The organism is Pseudomonas sp. 4CAES_32.4, from assembly GCF_058136335.1.
In genome coordinates, this window is record NZ_CM176882.1 from 4,764,054 (window position 1) to 4,786,626 (window position 22,573).

At 57.9% G+C, this 22,573-nt stretch carries 19 protein-coding genes and 1 pseudogene; 9 read left to right on the plus strand and 11 right to left on the minus strand.

Annotated features, from left to right (window positions below):
• Positions 1–49: 49 nt before the first annotated feature.
• The 3 genes from AC3Y64_RS21420 to AC3Y64_RS21430 are packed head-to-tail and all read right to left on the minus strand — an operon-like array spanning position 50 to position 2,082.
• Complete coding sequence (locus AC3Y64_RS21420; RefSeq protein WP_489985171.1) at positions 50–1,279, minus strand: RNA polymerase sigma factor; 1,230 nt, start codon at positions 1,277–1,279, stop codon at positions 50–52.
• Positions 1,272–1,616, minus strand: a complete 345-nt coding sequence (locus AC3Y64_RS21425; protein ID WP_008081988.1) for a YciI family protein — start codon at positions 1,614–1,616, stop codon at positions 1,272–1,274. The genes AC3Y64_RS21420 and AC3Y64_RS21425 overlap by 8 nt, the downstream gene beginning before the upstream one ends.
• Positions 1,617–1,656: 40 nt before the next feature.
• Positions 1,657–2,082 (minus strand): YybH family protein, encoded by a 426-nt coding sequence (locus AC3Y64_RS21430; protein WP_489985172.1) that lies wholly within the window; start codon positions 2,080–2,082, stop codon positions 1,657–1,659.
• A gap of 141 nt (positions 2,083–2,223) precedes the next feature.
• Here AC3Y64_RS21430 and AC3Y64_RS21435 point away from each other — a divergent pair, with 141 nt between their 5' ends.
• Both AC3Y64_RS21435 and AC3Y64_RS21440 read left to right on the plus strand, forming a co-directional pair.
• Positions 2,224–2,709, plus strand: a complete 486-nt coding sequence (locus AC3Y64_RS21435; RefSeq protein ID WP_489985173.1) for a GNAT family N-acetyltransferase — start codon at positions 2,224–2,226, stop codon at positions 2,707–2,709.
• Between the two features lie 18 nt (positions 2,710–2,727).
• Positions 2,728–3,333, plus strand: coding sequence for a pyridoxamine 5'-phosphate oxidase family protein (locus AC3Y64_RS21440; RefSeq protein WP_489985174.1), 606 nt, complete (start codon positions 2,728–2,730; stop codon positions 3,331–3,333).
• A gap of 134 nt (positions 3,334–3,467) precedes the next feature.
• On the opposite strand, the gene AC3Y64_RS21445 is transcribed toward AC3Y64_RS21440, so the two are convergent.
• From AC3Y64_RS21445 to AC3Y64_RS21455, 3 genes are all read right to left on the minus strand, one after another.
• Positions 3,468–3,956, minus strand: coding sequence for a GNAT family N-acetyltransferase (locus AC3Y64_RS21445; RefSeq protein ID WP_489985175.1), 489 nt, complete (start codon positions 3,954–3,956; stop codon positions 3,468–3,470).
• 120 nt (positions 3,957–4,076) lie between these two features.
• Positions 4,077–4,571 carry a GyrI-like domain-containing protein gene (locus tag AC3Y64_RS21450; protein WP_489985176.1) on the minus strand — a complete coding sequence of 165 codons (495 nt, stop codon included), beginning with the start codon at positions 4,569–4,571 and terminating at the stop codon, positions 4,077–4,079.
• Positions 4,572–4,638: 67 nt separating this feature from the next.
• The gene (locus tag AC3Y64_RS21455; RefSeq protein WP_463575639.1) at positions 4,639–5,301 is read right to left on the minus strand and encodes a LysE family translocator; all 663 of its coding nucleotides are present in this window, start codon (positions 5,299–5,301) and stop codon (positions 4,639–4,641) included.
• 139 nt (positions 5,302–5,440) lie between these two features.
• Here AC3Y64_RS21455 and alaC point away from each other — a divergent pair, with 139 nt between their 5' ends.
• Positions 5,441–6,649, plus strand: coding sequence for an alanine transaminase (gene alaC / locus AC3Y64_RS21460; RefSeq protein WP_053122962.1), 1,209 nt, complete (start codon positions 5,441–5,443; stop codon positions 6,647–6,649).
• A 177-nt stretch (positions 6,650–6,826) separates the two neighbouring features.
• On the opposite strand, the gene AC3Y64_RS21465 is transcribed toward alaC, so the two are convergent.
• The gene (locus AC3Y64_RS21465) at positions 6,827–8,182 is read right to left on the minus strand and encodes a GntP family permease (protein ID WP_064389183.1); all 1,356 of its coding nucleotides are present in this window, start codon (positions 8,180–8,182) and stop codon (positions 6,827–6,829) included.
• Positions 8,183–8,264: 82 nt separating this feature from the next.
• A complete protein-coding gene (locus AC3Y64_RS21470) occupies positions 8,265–8,798 on the minus strand; it encodes a gluconokinase (protein WP_158959174.1) in 534 nt (177 codons plus the stop codon).
• 215 nt (positions 8,799–9,013) lie between these two features.
• On the opposite strand from AC3Y64_RS21470, the gene gntR reads away from it, so the two are divergent.
• Positions 9,014–10,045: an HTH-type transcriptional regulator GntR gene (gene gntR, locus AC3Y64_RS21475; RefSeq protein WP_158959173.1), complete on the plus strand. Its 1,032-nt coding sequence runs from the start codon at positions 9,014–9,016 to the stop codon at positions 10,043–10,045.
• 253 nt (positions 10,046–10,298) lie between these two features.
• Here gntR and AC3Y64_RS21480 read toward each other — a convergent pair whose 3' ends face one another.
• Complete coding sequence (locus tag AC3Y64_RS21480; RefSeq protein WP_489985177.1) at positions 10,299–11,171, minus strand: LysR family transcriptional regulator; 873 nt, start codon at positions 11,169–11,171, stop codon at positions 10,299–10,301.
• 122 nt (positions 11,172–11,293) lie between these two features.
• Here AC3Y64_RS21480 and AC3Y64_RS21485 point away from each other — a divergent pair, with 122 nt between their 5' ends.
• Together AC3Y64_RS21485 and AC3Y64_RS21490 are read left to right on the plus strand one after the other, a co-directional pair.
• On the plus strand, positions 11,294–11,734 hold the full coding sequence (locus AC3Y64_RS21485; protein ID WP_489985178.1) for a PACE efflux transporter: 441 nt from the start codon (positions 11,294–11,296) through the stop codon (positions 11,732–11,734).
• A gap of 125 nt (positions 11,735–11,859) precedes the next feature.
• Positions 11,860–13,284 carry an MFS transporter gene (locus AC3Y64_RS21490; protein ID WP_489985179.1) on the plus strand — a complete coding sequence of 475 codons (1,425 nt, stop codon included), beginning with the start codon at positions 11,860–11,862 and terminating at the stop codon, positions 13,282–13,284.
• Positions 13,285–13,480: 196 nt separating this feature from the next.
• On the opposite strand, the gene AC3Y64_RS21495 is transcribed toward AC3Y64_RS21490, so the two are convergent.
• Both AC3Y64_RS21495 and AC3Y64_RS21500 read right to left on the minus strand, forming a co-directional pair.
• Complete coding sequence (locus tag AC3Y64_RS21495; protein WP_232013121.1) at positions 13,481–14,020, minus strand: methyl-accepting chemotaxis protein; 540 nt, start codon at positions 14,018–14,020, stop codon at positions 13,481–13,483.
• A 3-nt stretch (positions 14,021–14,023) separates the two neighbouring features.
• A pseudogene (locus AC3Y64_RS21500) lies at positions 14,024–14,800 on the minus strand (PAS domain-containing protein); the annotation flags it as partial.
• 688 nt (positions 14,801–15,488) lie between these two features.
• Between AC3Y64_RS21500 and AC3Y64_RS21505 the strand changes: the two are divergent.
• The 3 genes from AC3Y64_RS21505 to AC3Y64_RS21515 all read left to right on the plus strand — a co-directional run bounded on the left by AC3Y64_RS21505 (position 15,489) and on the right by AC3Y64_RS21515 (position 22,360).
• Positions 15,489–18,413 (plus strand): hypothetical protein, encoded by a 2,925-nt coding sequence (locus AC3Y64_RS21505; RefSeq protein ID WP_489985180.1) that lies wholly within the window; start codon positions 15,489–15,491, stop codon positions 18,411–18,413.
• A gap of 285 nt (positions 18,414–18,698) precedes the next feature.
• The gene (locus AC3Y64_RS21510) at positions 18,699–19,115 is read left to right on the plus strand and encodes a GNAT family N-acetyltransferase (protein ID WP_489985181.1); all 417 of its coding nucleotides are present in this window, start codon (positions 18,699–18,701) and stop codon (positions 19,113–19,115) included.
• 311 nt (positions 19,116–19,426) lie between these two features.
• On the plus strand, positions 19,427–22,360 hold the full coding sequence (locus AC3Y64_RS21515; protein ID WP_489985182.1) for a hypothetical protein: 2,934 nt from the start codon (positions 19,427–19,429) through the stop codon (positions 22,358–22,360).
• Positions 22,361–22,573 lie beyond the last annotated feature (213 nt).

Here is a 22,573-nt window from a genome sequence, read left to right on the forward strand (position 1 = left end):
AGCTAGCCCTGCTAGCGATTAGGCAGGAATTGCCAGTGAAAATTTCAGCTCAACCCAGTTCACTCAGCCGCCCCTCGATAAACCGCCGCTCCGGCTCCTGCCGGGTCAATTCCAAGGCCCGAAGGTACGCTGAACGCGCCTCCTCCACCCGATCCAACTGCCGACAAAACTCCGCCCGCGCCGAATGCGCCAAGTGGTAATCCTGCAATTCGCCGCGATCAAGAATTCCTTCAATCAGATTCAACCCCGCCAACGCGCCATCGCGCTTGGCCACCGCAACCGCCCGGTTCAACTCGATCACCGGCGAAGGCAGCGCACGCAGCAACACGTCATACAAACCAACGATCTGCTCCCAATCGGTTTCCGCCGCTGACGGCGCCTCGGCATGCACCGCCGCAATCGCCGCTTGCAGGCAATATGGGCCAAACCGCCGCGTAGTCAGCGCACGCTCGACCAGCGCACAACCCTCGGCGATCAGATCAGCATCCCAGCGCGAACGATCCTGATCATCCAGCAACACCAATTCCCCGTCCGGCGAAGTGCGCGCCGAGCGTCGCGACTCATGCAACAGCATCATCGCCAACAGCCCCATGACTTCCGGCTCTGGCAGCAATTCCATCAACAAGCGCCCCAACCTGATCGCCTCGCGGGTCAGATCCTCACGGGTCAACTCGGCGCCAACCGACGCCGAATACCCCTCGTTGAACACCAGATAAATCACCCGCAACACGCTGTCGAGGCGTTCGGGCAGTTCGCTCAGGCTCGGTACTTGATAAGGGATTTTTGCATCACGGATCTTGGCTTTCGCCCGCACGATGCGCTGGGCAATCGCCGCCGGTGCCGAGAGAAACGCACGAGCGATTTCCTCGGTGGTCAGGTCGCAGACCTCACGCAGCGTCAACGGCACTTGCGCATCCGCCGCCAGCGCCGGGTGGCAACAGGTGAAGATCAGCCGCAGACGATCATCTTTCACGTCTTCGCCACTCCAGTCGGCCTGTTCGAGTTCTTCCAGTTGCGCCAACAGCAACGGCTGCGAGGCCTTGAACCGCGCGCGGCGGCGCAACACGTCAATCGCCTTGAAACGTCCGGTCGAGACCAGCCAGGTGCGCGGATTGTCCGGCACGCCGTCGCGCTGCCAGCGCTCGACCGCAACGAAGAACGCCTCGTGCAAGGCTTCCTCGGCGAGGTCGAAATCACCGAGCAGGCGAATCAGCGTCGCCAGAATCCGCCGCGAGTCTTCGCGATAGACCTGCTCGACCCGCGCCCGAACCTCAGACATTCAACTGCCGCACCGGGCGCACTTCGACGCTGCCAACCCGAGCCGCCGGAATATTGCCGGCGACCTGAATCGCCTCGTTGAGGTCCTTGGCGTCGATCAGGTAGAAACCGGCGAGCTGCTCCTTGGTTTCGGCGAATGGGCCATCGGTGATCGACAGCTTGCCGTTGCGCATGCGCACCGTGGTGGCGGTCTGCACCGACTCCAGCGCCTCGGCGGCAACCATCCGCCCGCTGCCCTGAATCGACTCGGCGTAGGCCCAGCACTCGGCGTCTTCCGGGCTGTCTGGCGATGAATGCAGCAGACGTTCATCGCTGTAGACCAGGCATAAATACTTCATGGCGTTCTCCTGAATCGGACGGATCAACTATGGCTGAAGATCAGGGAGTGACATCGAACAGGGTCGCGCCGCTCATCGGATCAAACGGCGCCGACCAGTGCTCGTGGGCGATTTTCCACGCCCCGCCGACCTGCCGATAACACGCGGTGACGCGCATCCAGCAACTCTGGGTTTCGCCTTTCTCATTGGTGCCGCCGCAGTTGGCGACCCAGTGGGCGAAGGCGATGGTGTCGGCGCTTTCGATGGCGATTTCGTGGAATTCGAAGATGTGCGGGCCGGGGCACATTTCCATGCACGCCACCCAGTGTTCGCGGTAGGCCGGTTTGCCTTTGAATTGCAGGGCCTTGATCGCATCAAAGGAGACGATGTCGTCGGCGTACAACGCCATGACTTTCTCCACGTCCTTGGTCATGACAGCTTCGCGGTAGGTGTTGATCAGGGTCTGGATTTCAGATTGTGCGCTCATGGTGTTCTCCGTGGTTTTTGTTGTGAAGACATCCTTAGTCGTTCGGCAAACGGGCAGATCGACAGATGAAACAAAAAGAATTCCACGAAGGACAAAATCGCTAGAATCGGCGACTTACCTTGTAGGAAAAAGGAAATTCCCGTGTCAGCCCAACTCGTGCCGTACGACAGCCTGAACGCCTTGCAGCGTGAGCAAGTCGAGGCGATTGAAATCCATGCCGAGCAGATCAAATTCTCTGGCGACATTCATGGTGCGTTGCACACGCTGCTGTCGAAGCCCGGCCCCGGCGTGAAGGGTTTTGCCTTGCTGGCGGATGAAGTGCCGGTGGCGTTTCTGCTGCTCAAGCGCCCGCCCGTTTTGCCAGCCTGGGCCGATGAACACAGCGCCACGTTGCATGCATTGCAGGTCGATCGCCGCGCGCAGGGCAAGGGTTATGGCAAGGCGTGCCTGCTAGCGCTGCCAGGGGTTGCGCGTCAGGCCTGGCCGGAGATCAAGGGGCTGGAATTGTCGGTGGACGCCGATAACGACGCAGCCATCGCGCTGTACGCCAAACACGGCTACGTCGACAGCGGCGAGGCGTACAAGGGCCGAATCGGTTATGAGCGGCGCATGGGCCTGGTTTTCTAAGTCATCGAGGGAAGCACGATGATCGACTCAATCGAAGCGTTGGAAGCGATTTACGGGCAGCCCCATGAGCGGGCGGTGCGCAAACAGATCGGTTTTCTCAACGAAGATTATCAGGCGATGGTGCGCGTCTCGCCGCTGGTAATCGTCAGCTCGGTGGGCGCCGCTGGCCTGGATAATTCGCCGCGCGGGGATGCGCCGGGCTTTGTACGGATCATTGATCAAAATACCCTGGCCCTGCCGGATCGCCCGGGCAACAACCGCATCGATACCTTGCGCAATGTGCTGCAGGATTCGCGGGTGTCGCTGCTGTTCATCATTCCGGGGATTGGCGAGACGTTGCGGGTCAACGGCACCGCGGTTATCAGCGCAGAGCCGGCGCTGCTGGAGAGTTTTGCGGTGAATGGCAAAGCGGCGAAAACCGTGTTGCTGGTGACGGTGGAGGCGGCGTTTTTTCATTGCTCGAAAGCGTTCGTCCGTTCGGATGCGTGGAATCCGCAAACGCATCTGCCACGCTCGGCCCTGCCCTCTGCCGGCGCCTTCCACAAGCGTCTGAGCGACGGCCAGTTCGATGCCGAGACCTACGACCGTGAGGCGCCAAAACGGGTAACTGACACCCTCTACTGACCACGGTATTACAAACACCAAAGAACCCTGTGGGAGCTGGCTTGCCAGCGATGGCGTCGGCAAATCAAAAATCAATGCCGACTGATCCACCGCTATCGCTGGCAAGCCAGCTCCCACAGGTTATGTGTGATGACTCAGAGAGTCAGGATCATCTCGTGCCACGCCATGCCGCCGTGATCCGACTCCGACGGTTTGATGTAGGCAAAGCCAAACCCGGCATACAGCGGAATGTGCTGTTCCTTGCACATCAAGTGAATCGTCGCCTTGTCCATTCCGCGCATACGCTCGATGAACTCGCCCATCAAGCGCTTGGCCAAACCCTGCCCCTGATAATCCGGGTGCACCACCACCGACATGATCACCACGTTCGGGCCTTTCGGGTCATGGCCGATCAGTTCCTTGAACGCCTCGTCCGACATCTGCACATCGAACGCCGCGCCGGAATTGACGAACCCCGCCACCACGCCATCCACTTCCGCCACAACAAAACCTTCCGGCCAAGTGGCAATGCGCGTAGCGATCTTCTCGCGGGTGGCCGCTTCGTCGCCTTCGTAGGCAACGGTTTCGATGGCGTAGCAGCGATCCAGGTCGGCGGCGGTGACGTTGCGGATGATGGTGTTCATGGCAGCTCGAAAATCAGCAGAAGAAAGTGCCGAAAGCATAAAGGAATCACGGGGGCATATCGATCCGCTCACGGCGCAAACGCATGAGGCGGGTCAGTGATCCGCCTCATCGGCGCTACCTCAAGCCTTGGTATCGACCGGCACGCAGATTTCCAGTTTGCCGGTGTGCAGGCGCGGATTGAAATCGGCGCTGTAACGCTCCAGCTCCGGGGCGTTGAGCTCCACATAGTGGGAGGTCGGCAACCAGGTTTTGTAGATGTATTGCAGGGTTTGCGGCAATTGATCGAGCGGCCCTTGGTGTTCAAACACGGCGTACTGGCGAGGCAGGACTTCGACCCAGCGGTAGACGTCCTGCGGCAGCTCATCGAGCTTGCTGATTTCCACCCCGGCGATGTAATCGAAGCCGCCCTTGCCGTCGAAATTGCAGCAGACGCCGTAGGTCACTTCGCCTTTCTGCCCGGGAATCCGCCCCAGGTGCGGCAGGAACTTCTCCCACAGCGCCGGGATGTCCTTGGCGGTGTCTTGGGTAAATCGATCGCCAAATCCTGCAATCAGCAGGAAGTGTCCATGTTCGAAGCGAGGTTCAGCCACTTCGACGCGTGTTTGCTCATCCATGACTCGACTCCTGGCACAAAGAAGGGATTCGGCTGGGAGTATAGAAAGCCGAATCCAATTCGCACGCTTACAGCGCGTGCAACTGCTCGACGGCACCCGAACCGACAAATTCGTTATAGCCAGATACGATCACGTAGACTGCGAAATAGCAGAAGATCGCTGCAGATGCCATGTAGGAATAGCGTAACAGCTTGTCACCCAGCAGCTTGCCGCCGTGGCTCGCGGCAAAGCATAACCCCGCCGACCACAGCAGCCCGGCGCAAAGGAAACCACCGAGGAACAACGCCGAACTCAGCGGGCCACCGGCGCCGGAACGAGCGATCAGCGTGCCGCCAACCGCCGCGAACCAGAGAATCGCGCTCGGCGACGACATGGCGAGGAAAATCCCCCGAAAGAATTCTTTGCGATGGGAGTTCTGCCCCACCTCGGCGGTCGCGGCCAGTTGCGCTTCGTGATGGATCGCCGAGTAAATCATCTTCGCCGCAAAGTAGATCAACAGCGCCGAACCGCCGATCCATAGTACCCAACGCACAGTTTCGTATTGCAGCAGAACCGTCATCCCGGCCAGCGCCAACACCGCATAAATCAAGTCGCCGACACAGGTGCCGAGGCCCAAAGCGAAGCCCTGAAAGTAACCGCGCTGCATCGCCAGGGTGATCATCGCGATGTTGGCCACGCCGATATCCAGGCACAGCGAAAGGCTCAGCAAGAAGCCGCTGGTGAATTCCATCTACCGATTTCCTTGGGACAAAATTGTTTACAAACGGGCTGGACAGTATGCCATCACTGACCTTATCTTCCGCCACAGGTCACCGCAGTGACCAGCGTCGCTCGGACGGTTCCGGGCGCTTACGTTATCCGAGGCAACAATGGCTGAACAAGGTTCGCCGCGCCGCTTTGCGCGCATAGATCGACTCCCCCCTTACGTTTTCAACATCACCGCCGAGCTGAAGATGGCCGCGCGTCGTCGTGGTGAAGACATCATCGACTTGAGCATGGGCAACCCCGACGGGGCCACGCCGCCGCACATTGTCGAAAAACTTGTACAAGTCGCCCAACGCGAGGACACCCACGGTTACTCGACGTCCAAGGGTATTCCGCGTCTGCGCCGGGCGATTTCCAACTGGTACAAGCAGCGCTACGAGGTCGATATCGACCCGGAAAGCGAAGCCATCGTCACCATCGGTTCCAAGGAAGGCCTGGCGCATTTGATGCTGGCCACTCTGGATCAGGGCGACACCGTTCTGGTGCCGAACCCGAGCTACCCGATTCACATTTACGGTGCGGTGATTGCCGGCGCCCAGGTGCGTTCGGTGCCGCTGGTGCCGGGTGTGGACTTCTTCGACGAACTCGAACGGGCGATTCGTGGCTCGATTCCGAAGCCGAAAATGATGATCCTCGGCTTCCCGTCGAACCCGACTGCGCAGTGCGTGGAACTGGATTTTTTCGAACGGGTGATCGCCCTCGCCAAGCAGTACGACGTGCTGGTGATTCACGATCTGGCCTACGCCGACATCGTCTACGACGGCTGGAAAGCCCCGTCGATCATGCAAGTGCCGGGCGCCAAGGATATTGCGGTGGAGTTTTTCACCCTGTCCAAGAGCTACAACATGGCCGGTTGGCGTATCGGTTTCATGGTTGGCAACCCGGAACTGGTCAACGCCCTCGCGCGGATCAAGAGCTACCACGACTACGGCACTTTTACCCCGCTGCAAGTGGCGGCGATTGCTGCGCTGGAAGGCGATCAGCAATGCGTGCGCGACATCGCCGAGCAGTATCGTCAGCGTCGCAACGTGCTGGTCAAAGGCCTGCATGAGTTGGGCTGGATGGTCGAAAATCCGAAAGCGTCGATGTATGTCTGGGCGAAGATTCCTGAGGCGTACGCGCATCTGGGTTCGCTGGAATTCGCCAAGAAACTGCTGGCCGAGGCCAAAGTTTGCGTCTCGCCGGGGGTGGGTTTTGGTGAGTATGGTGATGATCACGTGCGCTTCGCGCTGATCGAAAACCAGGACCGCATTCGTCAGGCTGTGCGCGGGATTCGCGGGATGTTCCGGGCGGATGGATTAGTTACCAAATAACTGACACCCATCCCCTGTAGGAGCTGCCGCAGGCTGCGATCTTTTGACCTGGTTTTTACAATCAAAAGATCGCAGCCTCGTTTCACTCGACAGCTCCTACAGGTGCCGTGTTCACGCAGACCATCACCCACAAAAAAACCGCATCGCTGCGGTTTTTTTGTGCCTGCAAGAAGCTGTTTAAACGAACAGCGACAACAGCAGGATAAAGCCCAACGCAACCACCGAGAGGATGGTTTCCATCGCCGTCCAGGTCTTGAACGTCTCGGCCACGGTCATGTTGAAGTACTGCTTCACCAGCCAGAAACCGGCGTCGTTCACGTGGGACAGGATCAACGAACCGGCGCCGGTAGCGAGTACCAGCAGCTCACGGTTGACGCCTGGAATCATCCCCACCACCGGCACCACAATGCCCGCGCCAGTGATGGTCGCCACAGTCGCCGAACCGGTCGCAATACGAATCACCGCTGCCACCAGCCACGCCAGCAGGATCGGCGAGATCTGTGCGCTGACCGCCATGTGGCCGATCACATCGCCCACGCCGCTGGTGACCAGCATCTGCTTGAAGCCGCCGCCTGCACCGATGATCAGGATGATCGCAGCGGTAGGCGCCAGGCTTGCGTCCAGCCACTTGAGCATCTGTTGCGAACCGATGCCCTGCTTGTGACCGAAGGTGTACAGCGACAGTAGCAACGCCAGCAGCAGTGCCGAGATCGGGTGACCGATCATGTCCATCCAGGTGCGGAAGAAGTGACCGTCCGGCAGCGCCACGTCAGCGAAGGTTTTCAGCAGCATCAGGAACACCGGCAGCAGCACGGTGACCAGAGTGATGCCGAAGCTTGGCAGCTTGGCCGAGTCGTCGTTTTCACGGGCCAGTTGATCGACCAGTTCCTGATTCGGGTGACCCGGAATGTGCTTGGCGATGAACGTGCCAAAGATCGGACCGGCAATGATTGCAGTCGGCAGCGCAACGATCAGACCGTAGAGAATGGTCTTGCCGATATCAGCGCCGAATACACCGATGGCCAGCAGCGGGCCCGGGTGCGGTGGCACCAGACCGTGCACGGCGGACAGGCCGGCGAGCAGCGGGATACCGATCTTGATGATCGACACACCGGTGCGGCGCGCAACGATGAACACCAGCGGAATCAGCAGAACAAAACCGATCTCGAAGAACAGCGGAATGCCGACCAGAAATGCAGCGAACATCATCGCCCACTGGACTTTGTCCTTGCCGAACGCCCGGATCAGGGTCTGGGCGATCTGATCCGCCCCGCCCGATTCGGCCATCATTTTGCCGAGCATGGTGCCCAGCGCGAGGATGATGCCGACGAAACCGAGCACGCCACCGAAGCCGTCCTGGAACGCTTTGATGATGGTGCCGATCGGCATGCCGGAGGTCAGGCCGAGGAACGCGGCGGCGATGGTCAGGGAAATAAACGGGTGCAGCTTGAACTTGGTGATCAGGACAATCAGTCCGATCACCGTGACCACTGCATCAAGCAGCAGAAACGCGTCGTGGGACATGCCAAACATTGGGGGTGTCTCCTGGATTGTTGTTGTTATTAAAGCGGGTTAAACAGAAGTCGGGAGGACAGCGCTATCTCTTTCAACACACTCATACCGCCTGCTTCAGACCGTTGGCTTGCCACCAGACGTGAGCCTGGGACGCCAGTTCTTCAACGCTGTGGATCGAAGCATTCAGGGCCAACGTCAACGGCTCGCCCTTCGGCGATTCGAGGGTGGCGAACTGGCTTTCGATCAACGTGGCCGGCATGAAGTGGCCCGGACGGTGGGACACACGTTCAGCGGCAACTTCAGGGGTCAATTCAAGAAACACGAAGCCCAGGCCAGGCAAGGCGCTGCGCAACACTTCGCGATAACTGTGTTTAAGGGCCGAGCAGGTCAGCACCGGACGTTTGCCCAGCGCATCGACACGACGCAACTCATCGCACAGGCTGTCGAGCCAGCCGGCGCGGTCGTCGTCGTTCAGGGGGATCCCCGCGCTCATCTTTTCGATGTTCGCGGCCGGATGGAAAGTATCGCCTTCAATGGCAGTGGCGCCGCTCAATTGGCACAGGGCCTCGCTGACGCACGTCTTGCCGCAACCGGCAACGCCCATGATGACCAGGGCGGTGATGGGATGACTCATATAACACCTCAGCGCGCAGACAGCGCTACCTTTGCTAGCTATGACTCTAGTGCAAGGGCAGAAGTTGCCGACGCCTTCTTGTCGTTTTTTTGGGTTGCAGCAGGTTTGTTCCCAACGCCAAAAAGCGAAGATCAGGCAGGACCTCGCTTACGCATTTACAGCTGCATCAGGACAGCGCTACCTTAGTGCCTTGATTTTTGTTTGGCAAGCCGTCGATGACCACCCCTAAAAACGATAAAAATACCCGCACCACCGGCCGTCCCACCCTGAATGAAGTCGCCCGCCTGGCCGGTGTCAGTCCGATTACCGCCTCTCGTGCCTTGCGCGGGGTCAGCACCGTGGCCACCGAACTGGTGGAAAAAGTCCGCAAAGCCGCCCTTGAACTCAACTACGTGGTCAACCCGGCTGCCCGCGCTTTGGCCTCGGCGCAGAGCCATTCTGTCGTGGTGTTAGTGCCTTCGCTGTCCAACTTATTGTTCATCGACACCCTGGAAGCCATTCATCGGGTGCTCACACCCAAGGGTTTCGAAGTGCTGATCGGCAACTTCCATTACTCCCGTGATGAAGAAGAAAACCTGCTGCGCAACTACATGGCTTATCAGCCGCGCGGCTTCCTGTTGACCGGGTTTGACCGCACCGAAAGTTCGCGACGAATGATCGAGGCGAGCAACATTCCTTGCGTGTACATGATGGAACTGGACAGCGCCGCTGGCGTGAACTGTGTGGGCTTCTCGCAACTGAGTGCCGGTGAAACGGCGGCTGAGCACTTGCTCTCGCGGGGGCGCAAGCGTCTGGCGTATATCGGCGCGCAACTTGATCAACGTACGTTGTTGCGCGGTGAAGGTTTCCGCAAAGCGTTGCAGAAGGCCGGGCGCTACGACCCGGATCTGGAAGTGCTGACGCCGCGTGCCTCGTCGGTGGGCTTGGGCGGGGAATTGTTTTTGCAGTTACTCGCGGCGCATCCGGATGTCGATGCAATCTTCTTTGGTAACGACGATTTGGCGCAGGGTGCGTTGCTGGAAGCGTTGCGCAATGGCATCAGGATTCCTGAGCAGGTGGCGATTCTGGGTTTCAACGACTTGCCGATGTCCGAACACATGGTGCCGCGTTTAAGCAGCATCAACACCCCGCGCGAAGCGATTGGCCGGCGCGCGGCGGAGCAGATGTTGACGTTGATGGCGGGGAATTCGGTTGCTCGTCCCGTGGAAGACATGGGTTTTGAACTGAAGATTCGCGAAAGTACCTGACTTCTGGAATCCCTAAAATTCCTGTGGGAGCTGGCTTGCCAGCGATGGCGGCAGGTCACTCAAAACTGGGTTGGCTGAAACACCGCTATCGCTGGCAAGCCAGCTCCCACAGGTTTTTGTGGTGGGCGCAAATCCCGGGGTAAAAAGATCCCTGTAGGAGCTGCCGCAGGCTGCGATCTTTTGATCTTGTCTTTTTTGAAAACAACAGCAAAAGATCGCAGCCTGCGGCAGCTCCTACAGGGATCACTATGGCTCAATGGCTCAGCAATTCAACGAGGGCCAATGCACCCTTCTGCAGCGGCTGGCTCTTGAGCCACACCGCGTGCACCGGCATCACCAGACCGTTTTCGATGTTGCGGAAATTCAGGCGTTTCAGCCGTCCGCTGTCCAGTCGCGACTGCACCACCGACAACGGAAAATTGCCCCAACCCAATCCCGCCTCGACCATCTCCATGGCCGTTTCCAGGCTGTCCGTGCGCCAATAGGATTGCGCCACCAACGGCCGCGTCTCACTGATCGGCAAGTCGCGGCTGGCGACGATGATCTGCCGCATCTGCACCAGATCTTCGAGAAACAGATCCTGCCCCTGCAACAACGGACTGTCGGCTGCCAGCGTGGCGATCATCCGTTCGTTGCCGACGAACTGAAAACGCTCCAGCACATTCATGCTCAACCCGGCGAAGGCCAGACAAACGCTGACGCGACCACTGTGCAACATCGCCAACACGTCATCCTGCGGCGCAGTCAGCACTTCGATGTCGAGCAGCGGATGACGCTCGGCAATGACCTTGATCGCCGCCAGCAAACGCCGCCGATCCATGTCCGCGACCACGCCGATCGATAACTTGCTTTCCAGCCCCAGCGACAACTCCACCGCGTGCACTTGCAGGTGCTTGAGTTGCTCGGCAATCAACCGCGCATGGGGGACAAGCGATAGCGCCATCGCCGTAGGTTGCGGTTCACGGTGGCTGCGGTCGAACAGCAGATAACCGAGTTCTGCCTCGAGGTTGCCGATGCTCATGCTCACCGCCGAAGGCACTTTGCCCAATGCCCGCGCCGCCGCCGAAAAGGAGCCTCGCTCAATCACCGCAAGAAACAGCTCAATGCTGTCGCTGTTGAAATTCACCTTTCACACCTATCAATAAAACTGAAAGCTACTGACTTTTTCTGTCAGCCCTATTGAAGCTATCTTTCGCCGCCTTCGCCAGCCCCGCTGGCCAACAAACGGCAAGAAAGAGGCAAAACCGCATGCAAGGCGTCAAACGCAAACTGGTCTACGTGTCGCTCTACGAAGTGATCGGCATGACCTTTTCCGCCCTCGGTCTGGCGCTGCTGTCCGGCACTTCGCCGGGCAGCACCGGCCCATTGGCAGTGATCATCACCACCATCGCCGTGACCTGGAATTTCATCTACACCTCGCTGTTCGAGCGCTGGGAAAGTCGGCAGATTTCGCGCACTCGCACGGTTAAACGACGCATCGCCCACGCCATCGGTTTTCAACTGACGTTGATCGTGTTCCTCATTCCGTTGATCGCCTGGTGGATGAACATCAGCCTGGTGCAGGCATTCCTGCTCGATCTGGCGTTGATCATCTTCATTCCGTGCTACACGTTTGCGTTCAACTGGCTGTTCGACCGCCTCTTCGGTTTGCCGGCTTCAGCCCTTCCCGATTCGACGGCTGCGGCATAAATCGTTAATTCGTAAACAGATATTGCGAGAAATCAGCGGTTTAACCGATTAAACCGCTGATATTCACAATCCGCGAACTCCGATAGCAGGCTAAGCTTTTCCATCAATAAAAAATGGATCAGCCCATGACTGCTCACGCCCCCGCCGCCGCGCACAGCGACGGCATCGACCCGATCCGCGCCGCTCAGGTTTCCGCCCGCATCGACCGCCTCCCGGCCGTCGCGACGATATGGCGGCTGGTGGCGCTGCTGTCAATCGGTGGTTTTTTCGAACTCTATGACCTGTTCCAGACCGCCTACATCAGCCCCGGCCTGATCCGCGACGGGATCTTTGCCACCGGCAATCAAGGCGTGTTCGGTTTCTCCGATCAGGCGGCGTTTGCCTCGGCGACATTCCTCGGTCTGTTCCTCGGCGCCAGCCTGCTGAGTCCGTTGGCGGATCGTTTCGGTCGCCGCGCGATCTTTACCTTCGCGCTGGTCTGGTACACGGTGGCGACGGTGTTGATGGGCATTCAGAGTTCGGCGCTGGGCATCATCTTTATGCGCTTTTTGGTCGGCATCGGTTTGGGCATCGAACTGGTGACCATCGATGCCTACCTCTCGGAGCTGGTGCCTAAGCGCATGCGCAGTTCGGCGTTTGCTTTTGCGTTCTTCGTGCAGTTTCTGTCGGTGCCGGCGGTGGCATTGATGTCGTGGTGGCTGGTGCCGCAAGCGCCATTTGGCGTGTCCGGCTGGCGTTGGGTAGTGTTGGCGAGTGCGGTGTTTGCCTTGTTTATCTGGTGGCTGCGCAAGCGCCTGCCGGAGTCGCCACGCTGGTTGGCGCAACATGGCCGCTTTGATGAGGCCAACCGGATTCTCGACAGCATCGAAGCCCGGTGCGAAAAGGATCACGGCAAAACGCTGGACGCGCCGGAAGCCGTGCCTGTCGATGTTGAAGGCAAGGGCCGCTTTGCTGATATCTGGCAGCCGCCGTACCGCCGTCGTGCGTTGATGTTGATCGTTTTCCACATCTTCCAGGCCATCGGTTTCTTCGGCTTCGGCAATTGGTTGCCGGCGCTGCTGTCCGGTCAGGGCGTCAGCGTCACTCACAGCCTGATGTACGCCTTCATCATCACCCTCGCCTACCCGCTCGGGCCGCTGCTGTTCGTGAAGTTCGCCAATCGTTTCGAAAACAAATGGCAGATCGTCGGTTCGGCCCTCGGCGCCATGACCTTCGGCACCTTGTTCGCCCTGCACACCAGTGCGTTCGGGTTGATCTTCTGCGGGGTGATGATCACGTTCTGCAATGCCTGGCTGAGCTTCAGTTACCACTCGTATCAGAGCGAACTGTTCCCGACCAATATCCGCGCCCGCGCGGTGGGTTTCTGCTATTCGTTCAGTCGTTTGTCGACGGTGTTCAGCAGCCTGTTGATCGGCTTGTTTCTCGACAATTTCGGTACGCCCGGAGTGTTGGCGTTCATCGTCAGCAGCATGCTGATTGTGATGCTGACCATCGGTTATTTCGGCCCGAGGACACGTAATCTTGCGCTGGAGAATATTGCCCATCGCTGAGCGCTGCCGAGGATGTGAAAGACATTGATAAAGCGGCGGACAGCACTCGCCGAATTATCGTGGTTCTGAATACACACTGAACCTGTGGGAGCGGGCTTGCCCGCGATGACGGGAGAACACTCAACGTATGTGTTGGCTGATCTATCGATATCGCGGGCAAGCCCGCTCCCACAGGTTTTATGCCGTTTAGATGATGTCAGTTCAACTGCAACGTCTCATTGAACTGACTGATCGCATCCACCACATGCCGCGATCCCTGCTGAATCTCCTGAATCACTGCCCCCGCTTCGTTGGCCAGTTCCACCCCGAGCCCGGTTCGACTCAGACTCGATTGCATGCTCGACACCGCGCTCAGCGACAAGTCATGGTTTTTGCGCACCACATCGACAATCTCCAGCGTTGCCTGACTGGTCCGCGCCGCCAGGCTGCGCACCTCGTCCGCGACCACCGCAAACCCGCGCCCATGTTCCCCGGCCCGGGCGGCTTCAATCGCCGCGTTGAGCGCCAGCAGGTTGGTCTGATCGGCAATCCCGCGAATGGTCTGGACGATGGTGCCGATGATGTCCGACTGCTTGCTGACCGCGTCGATGCTGACCGCCGCTTCGTTGAGGTCGCGGGAAATGTCCTGAATGATCTGCACCGTTTGCTGCACGACCTGTGAGCCTTTTTGCGCGCAAGCGTCGTTTTGTACCGAGGTGCTGTGGGCCGATTCGGCGGCGTTCTGCAACGTGGTCATCTGGTGGGTGATGTCGCTGGCGAATTTGACCACTTTGTACAAGCGGCCCTTGGCGTCGAACAGCGGGTTGTACGAGGCTTCCAGGTAAACCATATGGCCGGACTTGTTCTTGCGCTCAAAACGATGGGAGTGATATTCGCCGCGATTGAGCGAAGCCCAGAACGCCTTGTACTGCGATGATTCCGATTCGCTGCGATGGCAGAACATGCTGTGGTGATGGCCGACAATTTCGTTGAGCGAGTACTGCATGGTCTTGAGGAAGTTGTCGTTAGCGGTAATTACATTGCCCTCCGGAGTGAACTCGATCACCGCCATCGAGCGACTGATCGCCGCCAGCATGCTCTCTTCTTCGTGTTCCTTGTTGACCCGGGCGGTGATGTCCGCCGCCACTTTGATCACACTTTTGACCTGCTTGTCCGGACCGTATACCGGCATGTAACTGGCTTCGAGCCAGATCTCCCGGCCGCTCTTGTTCAAGCGCAGAAAGGTGCCGCTGATAGGCTCGCCACGGGCCAGGTCGCGCCACAATCTGGCGTATTCCTCGCTGCGGTAGAACGCCTCTTCACAAAAGATCCGGTGATGTTTGCCCCGCACTTCGTCAGCGCTGTAGCCCATGGTCTTGCAGAAGTTTTCATTGGCATCCAGAACGATGCCTTCAGGGGTGAATTCGATCATTGCCATCGAGCGGCTGATCGCTTCGAGCTTGGCGTTGGCCTCGGTCAAGGCGCAGCTGAATCGCTCGATCTGCTGCAGGTCAGCCTTGTGATGTAGGTTGAACATGGTTCTATCACCTTCCGCGCGGTCTTTTGATTTGATGAAAGTTCAGGTCTTTCAAGATCCACCAATGGATTCCACAGAACAGGCACACGCATTCCTCCAAGGGGAGGAAGTTGTCAGGTGATAACTGATGGTCAATCGGAACGTCCATGCAGCGACGCTCTAATCAAGACATCCTTCTCTTGATAGCCCGCTCGCGGGCCAGCCCTAACGCGTTGAAGAACTTCCATATAAATGATGCTCCTTGTTGGTTCAGTGTCGGTGCCTTGGATTGCGCACTCTGGCAGCATGAATTCACGCACTAACCGTGCACGGTCGACATAGTTAGTTAGGAATAAGCATAGTCATCGCGAAGCCTTGCGCAAGCCCACTAGTCGGCCAGTATCTGGCACTTTTTGCACAAGAATCGGTTCAGCGCGGGGAGAAGCGTGCGCAGGTCTGACGCTATCGCTGGCAAGCGAGATCCCACAGGGCGCAGCGCAAAAAAATTGAGGGAGCTGGCTTGCCAGCGATGAGGCCGTGTGACGAGCGCCGACCATCTTGCAGGCGTATTCCAAAAGCTTCCCGACAAAGGCTCCGTTCGTCGGAACTGTAATTTCTGACAGTGGCCAGGTGTGCCGGCACGAGCGCCTGATGATTGCCACGCCAGCGCCCGCTGACGTCCTCAGACATGCCTTAACAGGAGCAGGACATGACCCTTTACATTCCAGCGCCAAACGCCCTGAATTCACCCGGCACATCCACCCCCCTCGATACAGCAGATCCGCTGGCACTTGACCCGCCGAGGTTTGCCGGCGCCATCGAAAATGTGGTCGACGCAGACTTCGCTCTGGGTATTGATCAGCTCAAGGACGGCGCACTGTGTGCCATCGATCCTTGGGTAAACATGGAGGTGGGCGATTTTCTCGAATTGTTCGTGACCGACCAGAATCGCGCCGACGCTTATAAATTCATTGGTGTGGCGGACAAGAATCAACGGATTTTACTGACCATTCCGCGATCGTATTTCAGCTCGAAAACCTACGAAAACGTTCACTATCGAATCACTCGCTTCAGCGGCACCGCCGAAAATTCTCCACCACAAAAAACGCTGGTGCTGCTGACTCGCCCCGGTGGCGTTGACCAGAACTCGGACCCGATCAGCCACTCCGAACTGCATCAGCAATTGGAAGCAGATGTGGCTGAACGCGGAATTGATGCCGAACGCGCCAAAGCCGGGACCTGGGTCACGATCGTGCCCTACACCTATCTACGGGTGCGCGACAGAATCGAATTGAAATGGGGCACGGAATCCATCCGCCATGTGGTCACTCAAGAGCAGGCAGAATCGCCTGCCAGCAACCCGATCAAGATCTTCGTCAGCCGCACCGTGATCGAGAACGCTGGCAGTGCGACCAAATTACCGGTCATGTTCCAGCCCATTGATGAAGCCAACAACCGACCCGATGAAAACGGTCCCTGGTCAACCCCCTCCTATGTGGACGTTGATCTGGATGACTCGAAACTGGCCGAGCCCTACATCGAAGATGCCGATTACGTCACCGGCGAAATCGATCTCAAGGCATTGAATGGCCGCGACGTAAGGGTCGAAGTGCAAACCAATCGCCAGAACTACGCACCTGGCGACATCATCCATTTGACCTGGGCTGGCGAAACCGTCGAAGGCACGCCGGTCAGGCAGACCTTCGATATCCCCGTCAGCGCCCCTGGCCGGACTTACGAAGCGTTCGTCTTTTATGACAACGTCAAGGCCATCCCCTACGGCAAGGCCGTTGTTTCCTACGAGGTACAAACTGGCAACGGTCGTCTGTACTCGAGAAAAACCATCGTTCGCATCATTGGCAAGCTTAATGCGCTGATCCCACCATCAATCGACAAGGCCAATGGCGAATACCTGCCGGAGAATCTCGATCAGGCCATGGCGACGATCCCCATTTACCCTGGGCGTCAATCCAATGATCTGGTGATTCTGTTTATCAAAGCCGTCCGGCCCGGTGGCGGCACTGAGCTCTATGAAGATGCGCGTCTGGTCGGCGACCTGCCACCGGGCATGCCGATCACCCGGCTGATTCAGGGGCGTGATCTCGACCGTTTCGCCGGTCTGCGCGTGACCGTCACCTACGAGGTGCATACCAGCGGGGTGCAAATCTCTGATCCGTTGCACCTGACGGTGGGCGAACCGAGAAAAGACTTGCCGGCGCCGATTCTGGAAGGCGCCACAGACGATGACGTGTTCGACCCGGTGCCGGATCGTGAAGTGATCTATCAAATCCCCTTGATCCTGACCACCACCAAGGATCAGGGCAACTGGTATTTCCAGGGTTTCAGCCGCGAAGGCAGCACACGAGGCACGTTTGAACTGACGCCCGGCTCGGCAGCCAGGCCGATTCGCATCCCGCTGTCCCGTCACTTCGTGGATCTCAACCTGGACCGCACCGTGAAGCTGTTTTACAACCTGCGGCGTAACGGCGTGGAGATGTACTCCGAATACCGCGAAGTGCGTATCGGCAGCCCGTTGCCAAGCCTGCTGGAACCAAGCGTTGTCGAGGCCCCCAATGGTCTGCTCGACCCGAATCGTTATCAGAACGGCTTTACCGCGCGTGTCATCACCTCAGCGTTCAAGCCTGACGACGCGATCGAACTGGCGGTTCTGGGCCGTCCGGGAGATGGTTCGACGGTTCCCGAGCGCAAGATCGTCAACGGTCAGGCGTACGTGGATTTCAGCATCCCGGCGGGTATTACCGGGGCCAACCTGAAACAAATCGTGAAGGTCAGCTACAAGGTGATTCGCACCGGCCAGGAAACGCCGTCCAGAGCGCTGGACCTGAGCATTGGCGATTTGCTGCAACAGAACATGCCAGCACCGCTGATCGAAGGGTTCACCGGTGCAGAACTGAAGATCGGCGCGATCAAGGACGACACCAAAGTGCTGTGTGACAAATGGCCGTTCCAGCGTTCGGGGTTGCCGGTGTGGTTGAGTTATGTGGAAAGCCGCACCGACGGGACCTCGCGTACCAGGGATCAATTTGTGGGCGCAACGCACGATCAAGGGGCGGGGCTAAGTTACACGACGGAGGTGCAATGGTTGCGCGAATGCAAGGCTGGTTCGAAAGTGTCGATCGTTTTGAAGGTGGGGTTGTTCAGGGAGGCGGCGGTGAGTGATGCGGTGGAGTGTCAGTCCAGGGTTTATAGCGTGCAGGCCGGGCTGGATGACCTTACGACCTTCAATGGCTTTGATTGGAATGGGTGGTCGCTGGTAAGTGGATACAGATCACAGATAGGACTTTTGGCTGGAGAATACTTTGCTGAGTCGATCATCGACTCCATGACCTCCTATGCCTATGTATATCTTCAGAAAACATTTCAGTTGGATATCGGTGAACAGTATTCATTTAGTTTCGACTATCAATCACCAACCGCCGCGACTTTTTACCTCGCTCTGGAAGGAAAAAAACTTTTCAGCGGGACTATCCCCGCAAGCAGCGCTTGGCAGTCGAGAGCTTTCAATTTCTACTCAGGGACAACACCCGCCGCACCACCTGTGGTGCTAAAGTTTTACTTTGGGGAATCAAGGTACAATGTGAGAATGGATAACCTGCGTCTGAGGAGAATCTAGAACAATCGCGGTGCCTTTCAACCGCATCCAACAGCCATTACGATAACTCGTAATGGCTGTTTTTATTTTTATTCAATGACCAAAAATATCCACCTTCTTGGCCTTTTTCTCCGCACGTTTCTCAATCGCGGTCTTGGCCGGTTTCTTCTTCGCGGCTTTCTTTGAATCCATACCTTTGGACATGATGGCTACTCCACTCACAGGGGATGTGAGGTCAGGTATACACCTATCCAGCGCCGTGCGTTCTTTTATAATCGCGGCTTTTCGCACCGACAGTCCGACCCCATGCCCGATACCCGATACAGCCTGCTCGACGAGTCGCTATGGCCGTTGATGAACAAGTTTTACCGCAGCCATCAATCGTCGATGAAAGCCGTGCGTGACGCGCAATTGTGGGTAGCGCGGCGCGGCGAAATCGTCGCCGCGTTGTGTTTGCGGCCGGTCGCCGGCGGGCATTGGTTGACGGGGCTGTTTGTCGATCCGGGATGTCGCGAGCAAGGGCTTGCCGCGCAGTTGATGGCGGCGGCGGTGCAGGGTGTGAGTGAGCCGGTGTGGCTGTTTTGTCATCCGGATTTGCGTGGGTTTTACGAGCGACGCGGCTTCACGTTCGATCCGGCCCTGCCCCAGGCAATGGCGGAACGATTGAGCCGGTATGCGCGGAGCAAGCCGATGATTGCGATGGAATTTGTACATCAGGGATGAAGATCAAAAGATCGCAGCCTTCGGCAGCTCCTACAAGGAATCGGTGTAGGAGCTGCCGAAAGGCTGCGCGGGGAGAATCCTGGGCGGGTCTGACGCTATCGCAAAAAATTGAGGGAGCTGGCTTGCCAGCGATGAGGCCGTTTGACGAGCGCCGACCATCCTGCAGGCGTATTCCAAAAGCTTCCCTACGAAGGCTCCGTTCGTCGGAACTGTAATTTCTGACAGTGGCCAGGTCTGCCGGCACGAGCGCCTGATGATTGCCACGCCAGCGCCCGCTGACGTCCTCAGACATGCCTTAACAGGAGCAGGACATGACCCTTTACATTCCAGCGCCAAACGCCCTGAATTCACCCGGCACATCCAACCCCCTCGATACAGCAGACCCGCTGGCACTCGACCCGCCGAGGTTTGCCGGCGCCATCGAAAATGTGGTCGACGCAGACTTCGCTCTGGGTATTGATCAGCTCAAGGACGGCGCACTGTGTGCCATCGATCCTTGGGTAAACATGGAGGTGGGCGATTTCCTCGAATTGTTCGTGACCGACCAGAATCGCGCCGACGCTTATAAATTCATCGGGACCGCAGACAAGGACAAGCGGGTGTTATTGACGATCCCTCGATCGTTTTTCATCTCGAAAACCTACGAAAACGTTCACTATCGAATTACTCGCTTCAGCGGCACCGCCGAAAATTCTCCACCACAAAAAACGCTGGTGCTGCTGACTCGCCCCGGTGGCGTTGACCAGAACTCGGACCCGATCAGCCACTCCGAACTGCATCAGCAATTGGAAGCAGATGTGGCTGAACGCGGAATTGATGCCGAACGCGCCAAGGCCGGGACCTGGGTCACGATCGTGCCCTACACCTATCTGCGGGTGCGCGACAGAATCGAATTGAAATGGGGCACGGAATCCATCCGCCATGTGGTCACTCAAGAGCAGGCAGAATCGCCTGCCAGCAACCCGATCAAGATCTTCGTCAGCCGCACCGTCATCGAGAACGCTGGCAGTGCGACCAAATTACCGGTGATGTTCCAGCCCATTGATGAAGCCAACAACCGACCCGATGAAAACGGTCCCTGGTCGACGCCCTCCTATGTGGACGTTGATCTGGATGACTCGAAACTGGCCGAGCCCTACATTGAAGATGCCGATTACCTCACCGGCGAAATTGATCTCAAGGCATTGAATGGCCGGGACGTAAAGGTCGAGGTGCAAACCAATCGCCAGAACTACGCACCTGGCGACATCATCCATTTGACCTGGGCTGGCGAAACCGTCGAAGGCACGCCGGTCAGGCAGACCTTCGATATCCCCGTCAGCGCCCCTGGCCGGACTTACGAAGCCTTTGTCGCGTATGTCAACGTCGAGGCGATCCCCTACGGCAAAGCCGTTGTTTCTTACGAGGTGCAGACCAGCAACGGTCGTCTGTACTCGAGAAAAACCATCGTTCGCATCATTGGCAAGCTTAATGCGCTGATCCCACCATCAATCGACAAGGCCAATGGCGAATACCTGCCGGAGAATCTCGATCAGGCCATGGCGACGATCCCCATTTACCCTGGGCGTCAATCCAATGATCTGGTGATTCTATTTATCAAAGCCGTCCGGCCCGGCGGCGGCACTGAGCTCTATGAAGATGCGCGTCTGGTCGGCGACCTGCCACCGGGCATGCCGATCACCCGGCTGATTCAGGGGCGCGATCTCGACCGTTTCGCCGGTCTGCGCGTGACCGTCACCTACGAGGTGCACACCAGCGGGGTGCAAATCTCTGATCCGTTGCACCTGACGGTGGGCGAACCGAGAAAAGACTTGCCGGCGCCGATTCTGGAAGGCGCCACGGACGATGACGTGTTCGACCCGGTGCCGGATCGTGAAGTGATCTATCAAATCCCCTTGATCCTGACCACCACCAAGGATCAGGGCAACTGGTATTTCCAGGGTTTCAGCCGCGAAGGCAGCACACGCGGCACGTTTGAACTGACGCCCGGCTCGGCAGCCAGGCCGATTCGCATCCCACTGTCCCGTCACTTCGTGGATCTCAACCTGGATCGCACCGTGAAGCTGTTTTACAACCTGCGACGTAACGGCGTGGAGATGTACTCCGAATACCGCGAAGTGCGTATCGGCAGCCCGTTGCCAAGCCTGCTGGAACCAAGCGTTGTCGAGGCCCCCAATGGTCTGCTCGACCCGAATCGTTATCAGAACGGCTTTACCGCGCGTGTCATCACCTCAGCGTTCAAGCCTGACGACGCGATCGAACTGGCGGTTCTGGGCCGTCCGGGAGATGGTTCGACGGTTCCCGAGCGCAAGATCGTCAACGGTCAGGCGTACGTGGATTTCAGCATCCCGGCGGGTATTACCGGGGCCAACCTGAAACAAATCGTGAAGGTCAGCTACAAGGTGATTCGTACCGGCCAGGAAACGCCGTCCAGAGCGCTGGACCTGAGCATTGGCGATTTGCTGCAACAAAACATGCCGGCACCGCTGATCGAAGGGTTCACCGGTGCCGACCTGTCGATCGGCGCGATCAAGGACGACACCAAAGTGCTGTGTGACAAATGGCCGTTCCAGCGTTCGGGGTTGCCGGTGTGGTTGAGTTATGTGGAAAGCCGCACCGACGGGACCTCGCGCAACAGGGATCAATTTGTGGGCGCAACGCACGATCAAGGGGCGGGGCTGAGTTACAGGACTGAGGTGCAATGGTTGCGCGAGTGCAAGGCTGATTCGAAAGTGGCGATCGTGTTGAAGGTGGGGTTGTTCAGGGAGGCGGCGGTGAGTGATGCGGTGGAGTGTCAGGCCAGGGTGTATAGCGTGCAGGCCGGGCTGGACAAGTTGACGACGTTTGACTGGTTCGATTGGGATGGGTGGGTTCCTGATCCCCGCTACGCCCCAAAAATAGTTCTGAAGGAGGGCGAGTATTTCGTGGAGTCGGGCACCATATTGCAAACTGTGGTAATCGGGAAGAGCTACGGTGGCATCGAAATCGGAGGGGTGTATGAGTTGAGCTTTAAATATCAGTGCTCAGATATAACTCAGCTGTGGATCCGTCGAGACAACACCGATATCACCCGTTACACGAGACTCCCGGCATCAAACGTATGGAAAACCCACTCCATCACCTTCACGTCCAGCAACACCCCACCTGCCTCACCAATGTATCTTTTTTTCCACTTTGGTAATGAGGGTGACACGATAACTGGTAGCACGAAGATAGATGATATCCGTCTGAGACATGTGTCATGAACAAATAGCCCCGTTATCGATCTCTTGATGATCATTCCGGGCATCCCGGAATGATCATCAAGCAATAGCGAACACACCATTTCAATGGCCGAAAATATCCACCTTCTTGGCCTTCTTCTCCGCACGTTTTTCAATCGCGGTCTTGGCCGGTTTCTTTTTCGCGGCTTTCTTTGAATCCATACCTTTGGACATGATGGCTACTCCACTCACAGG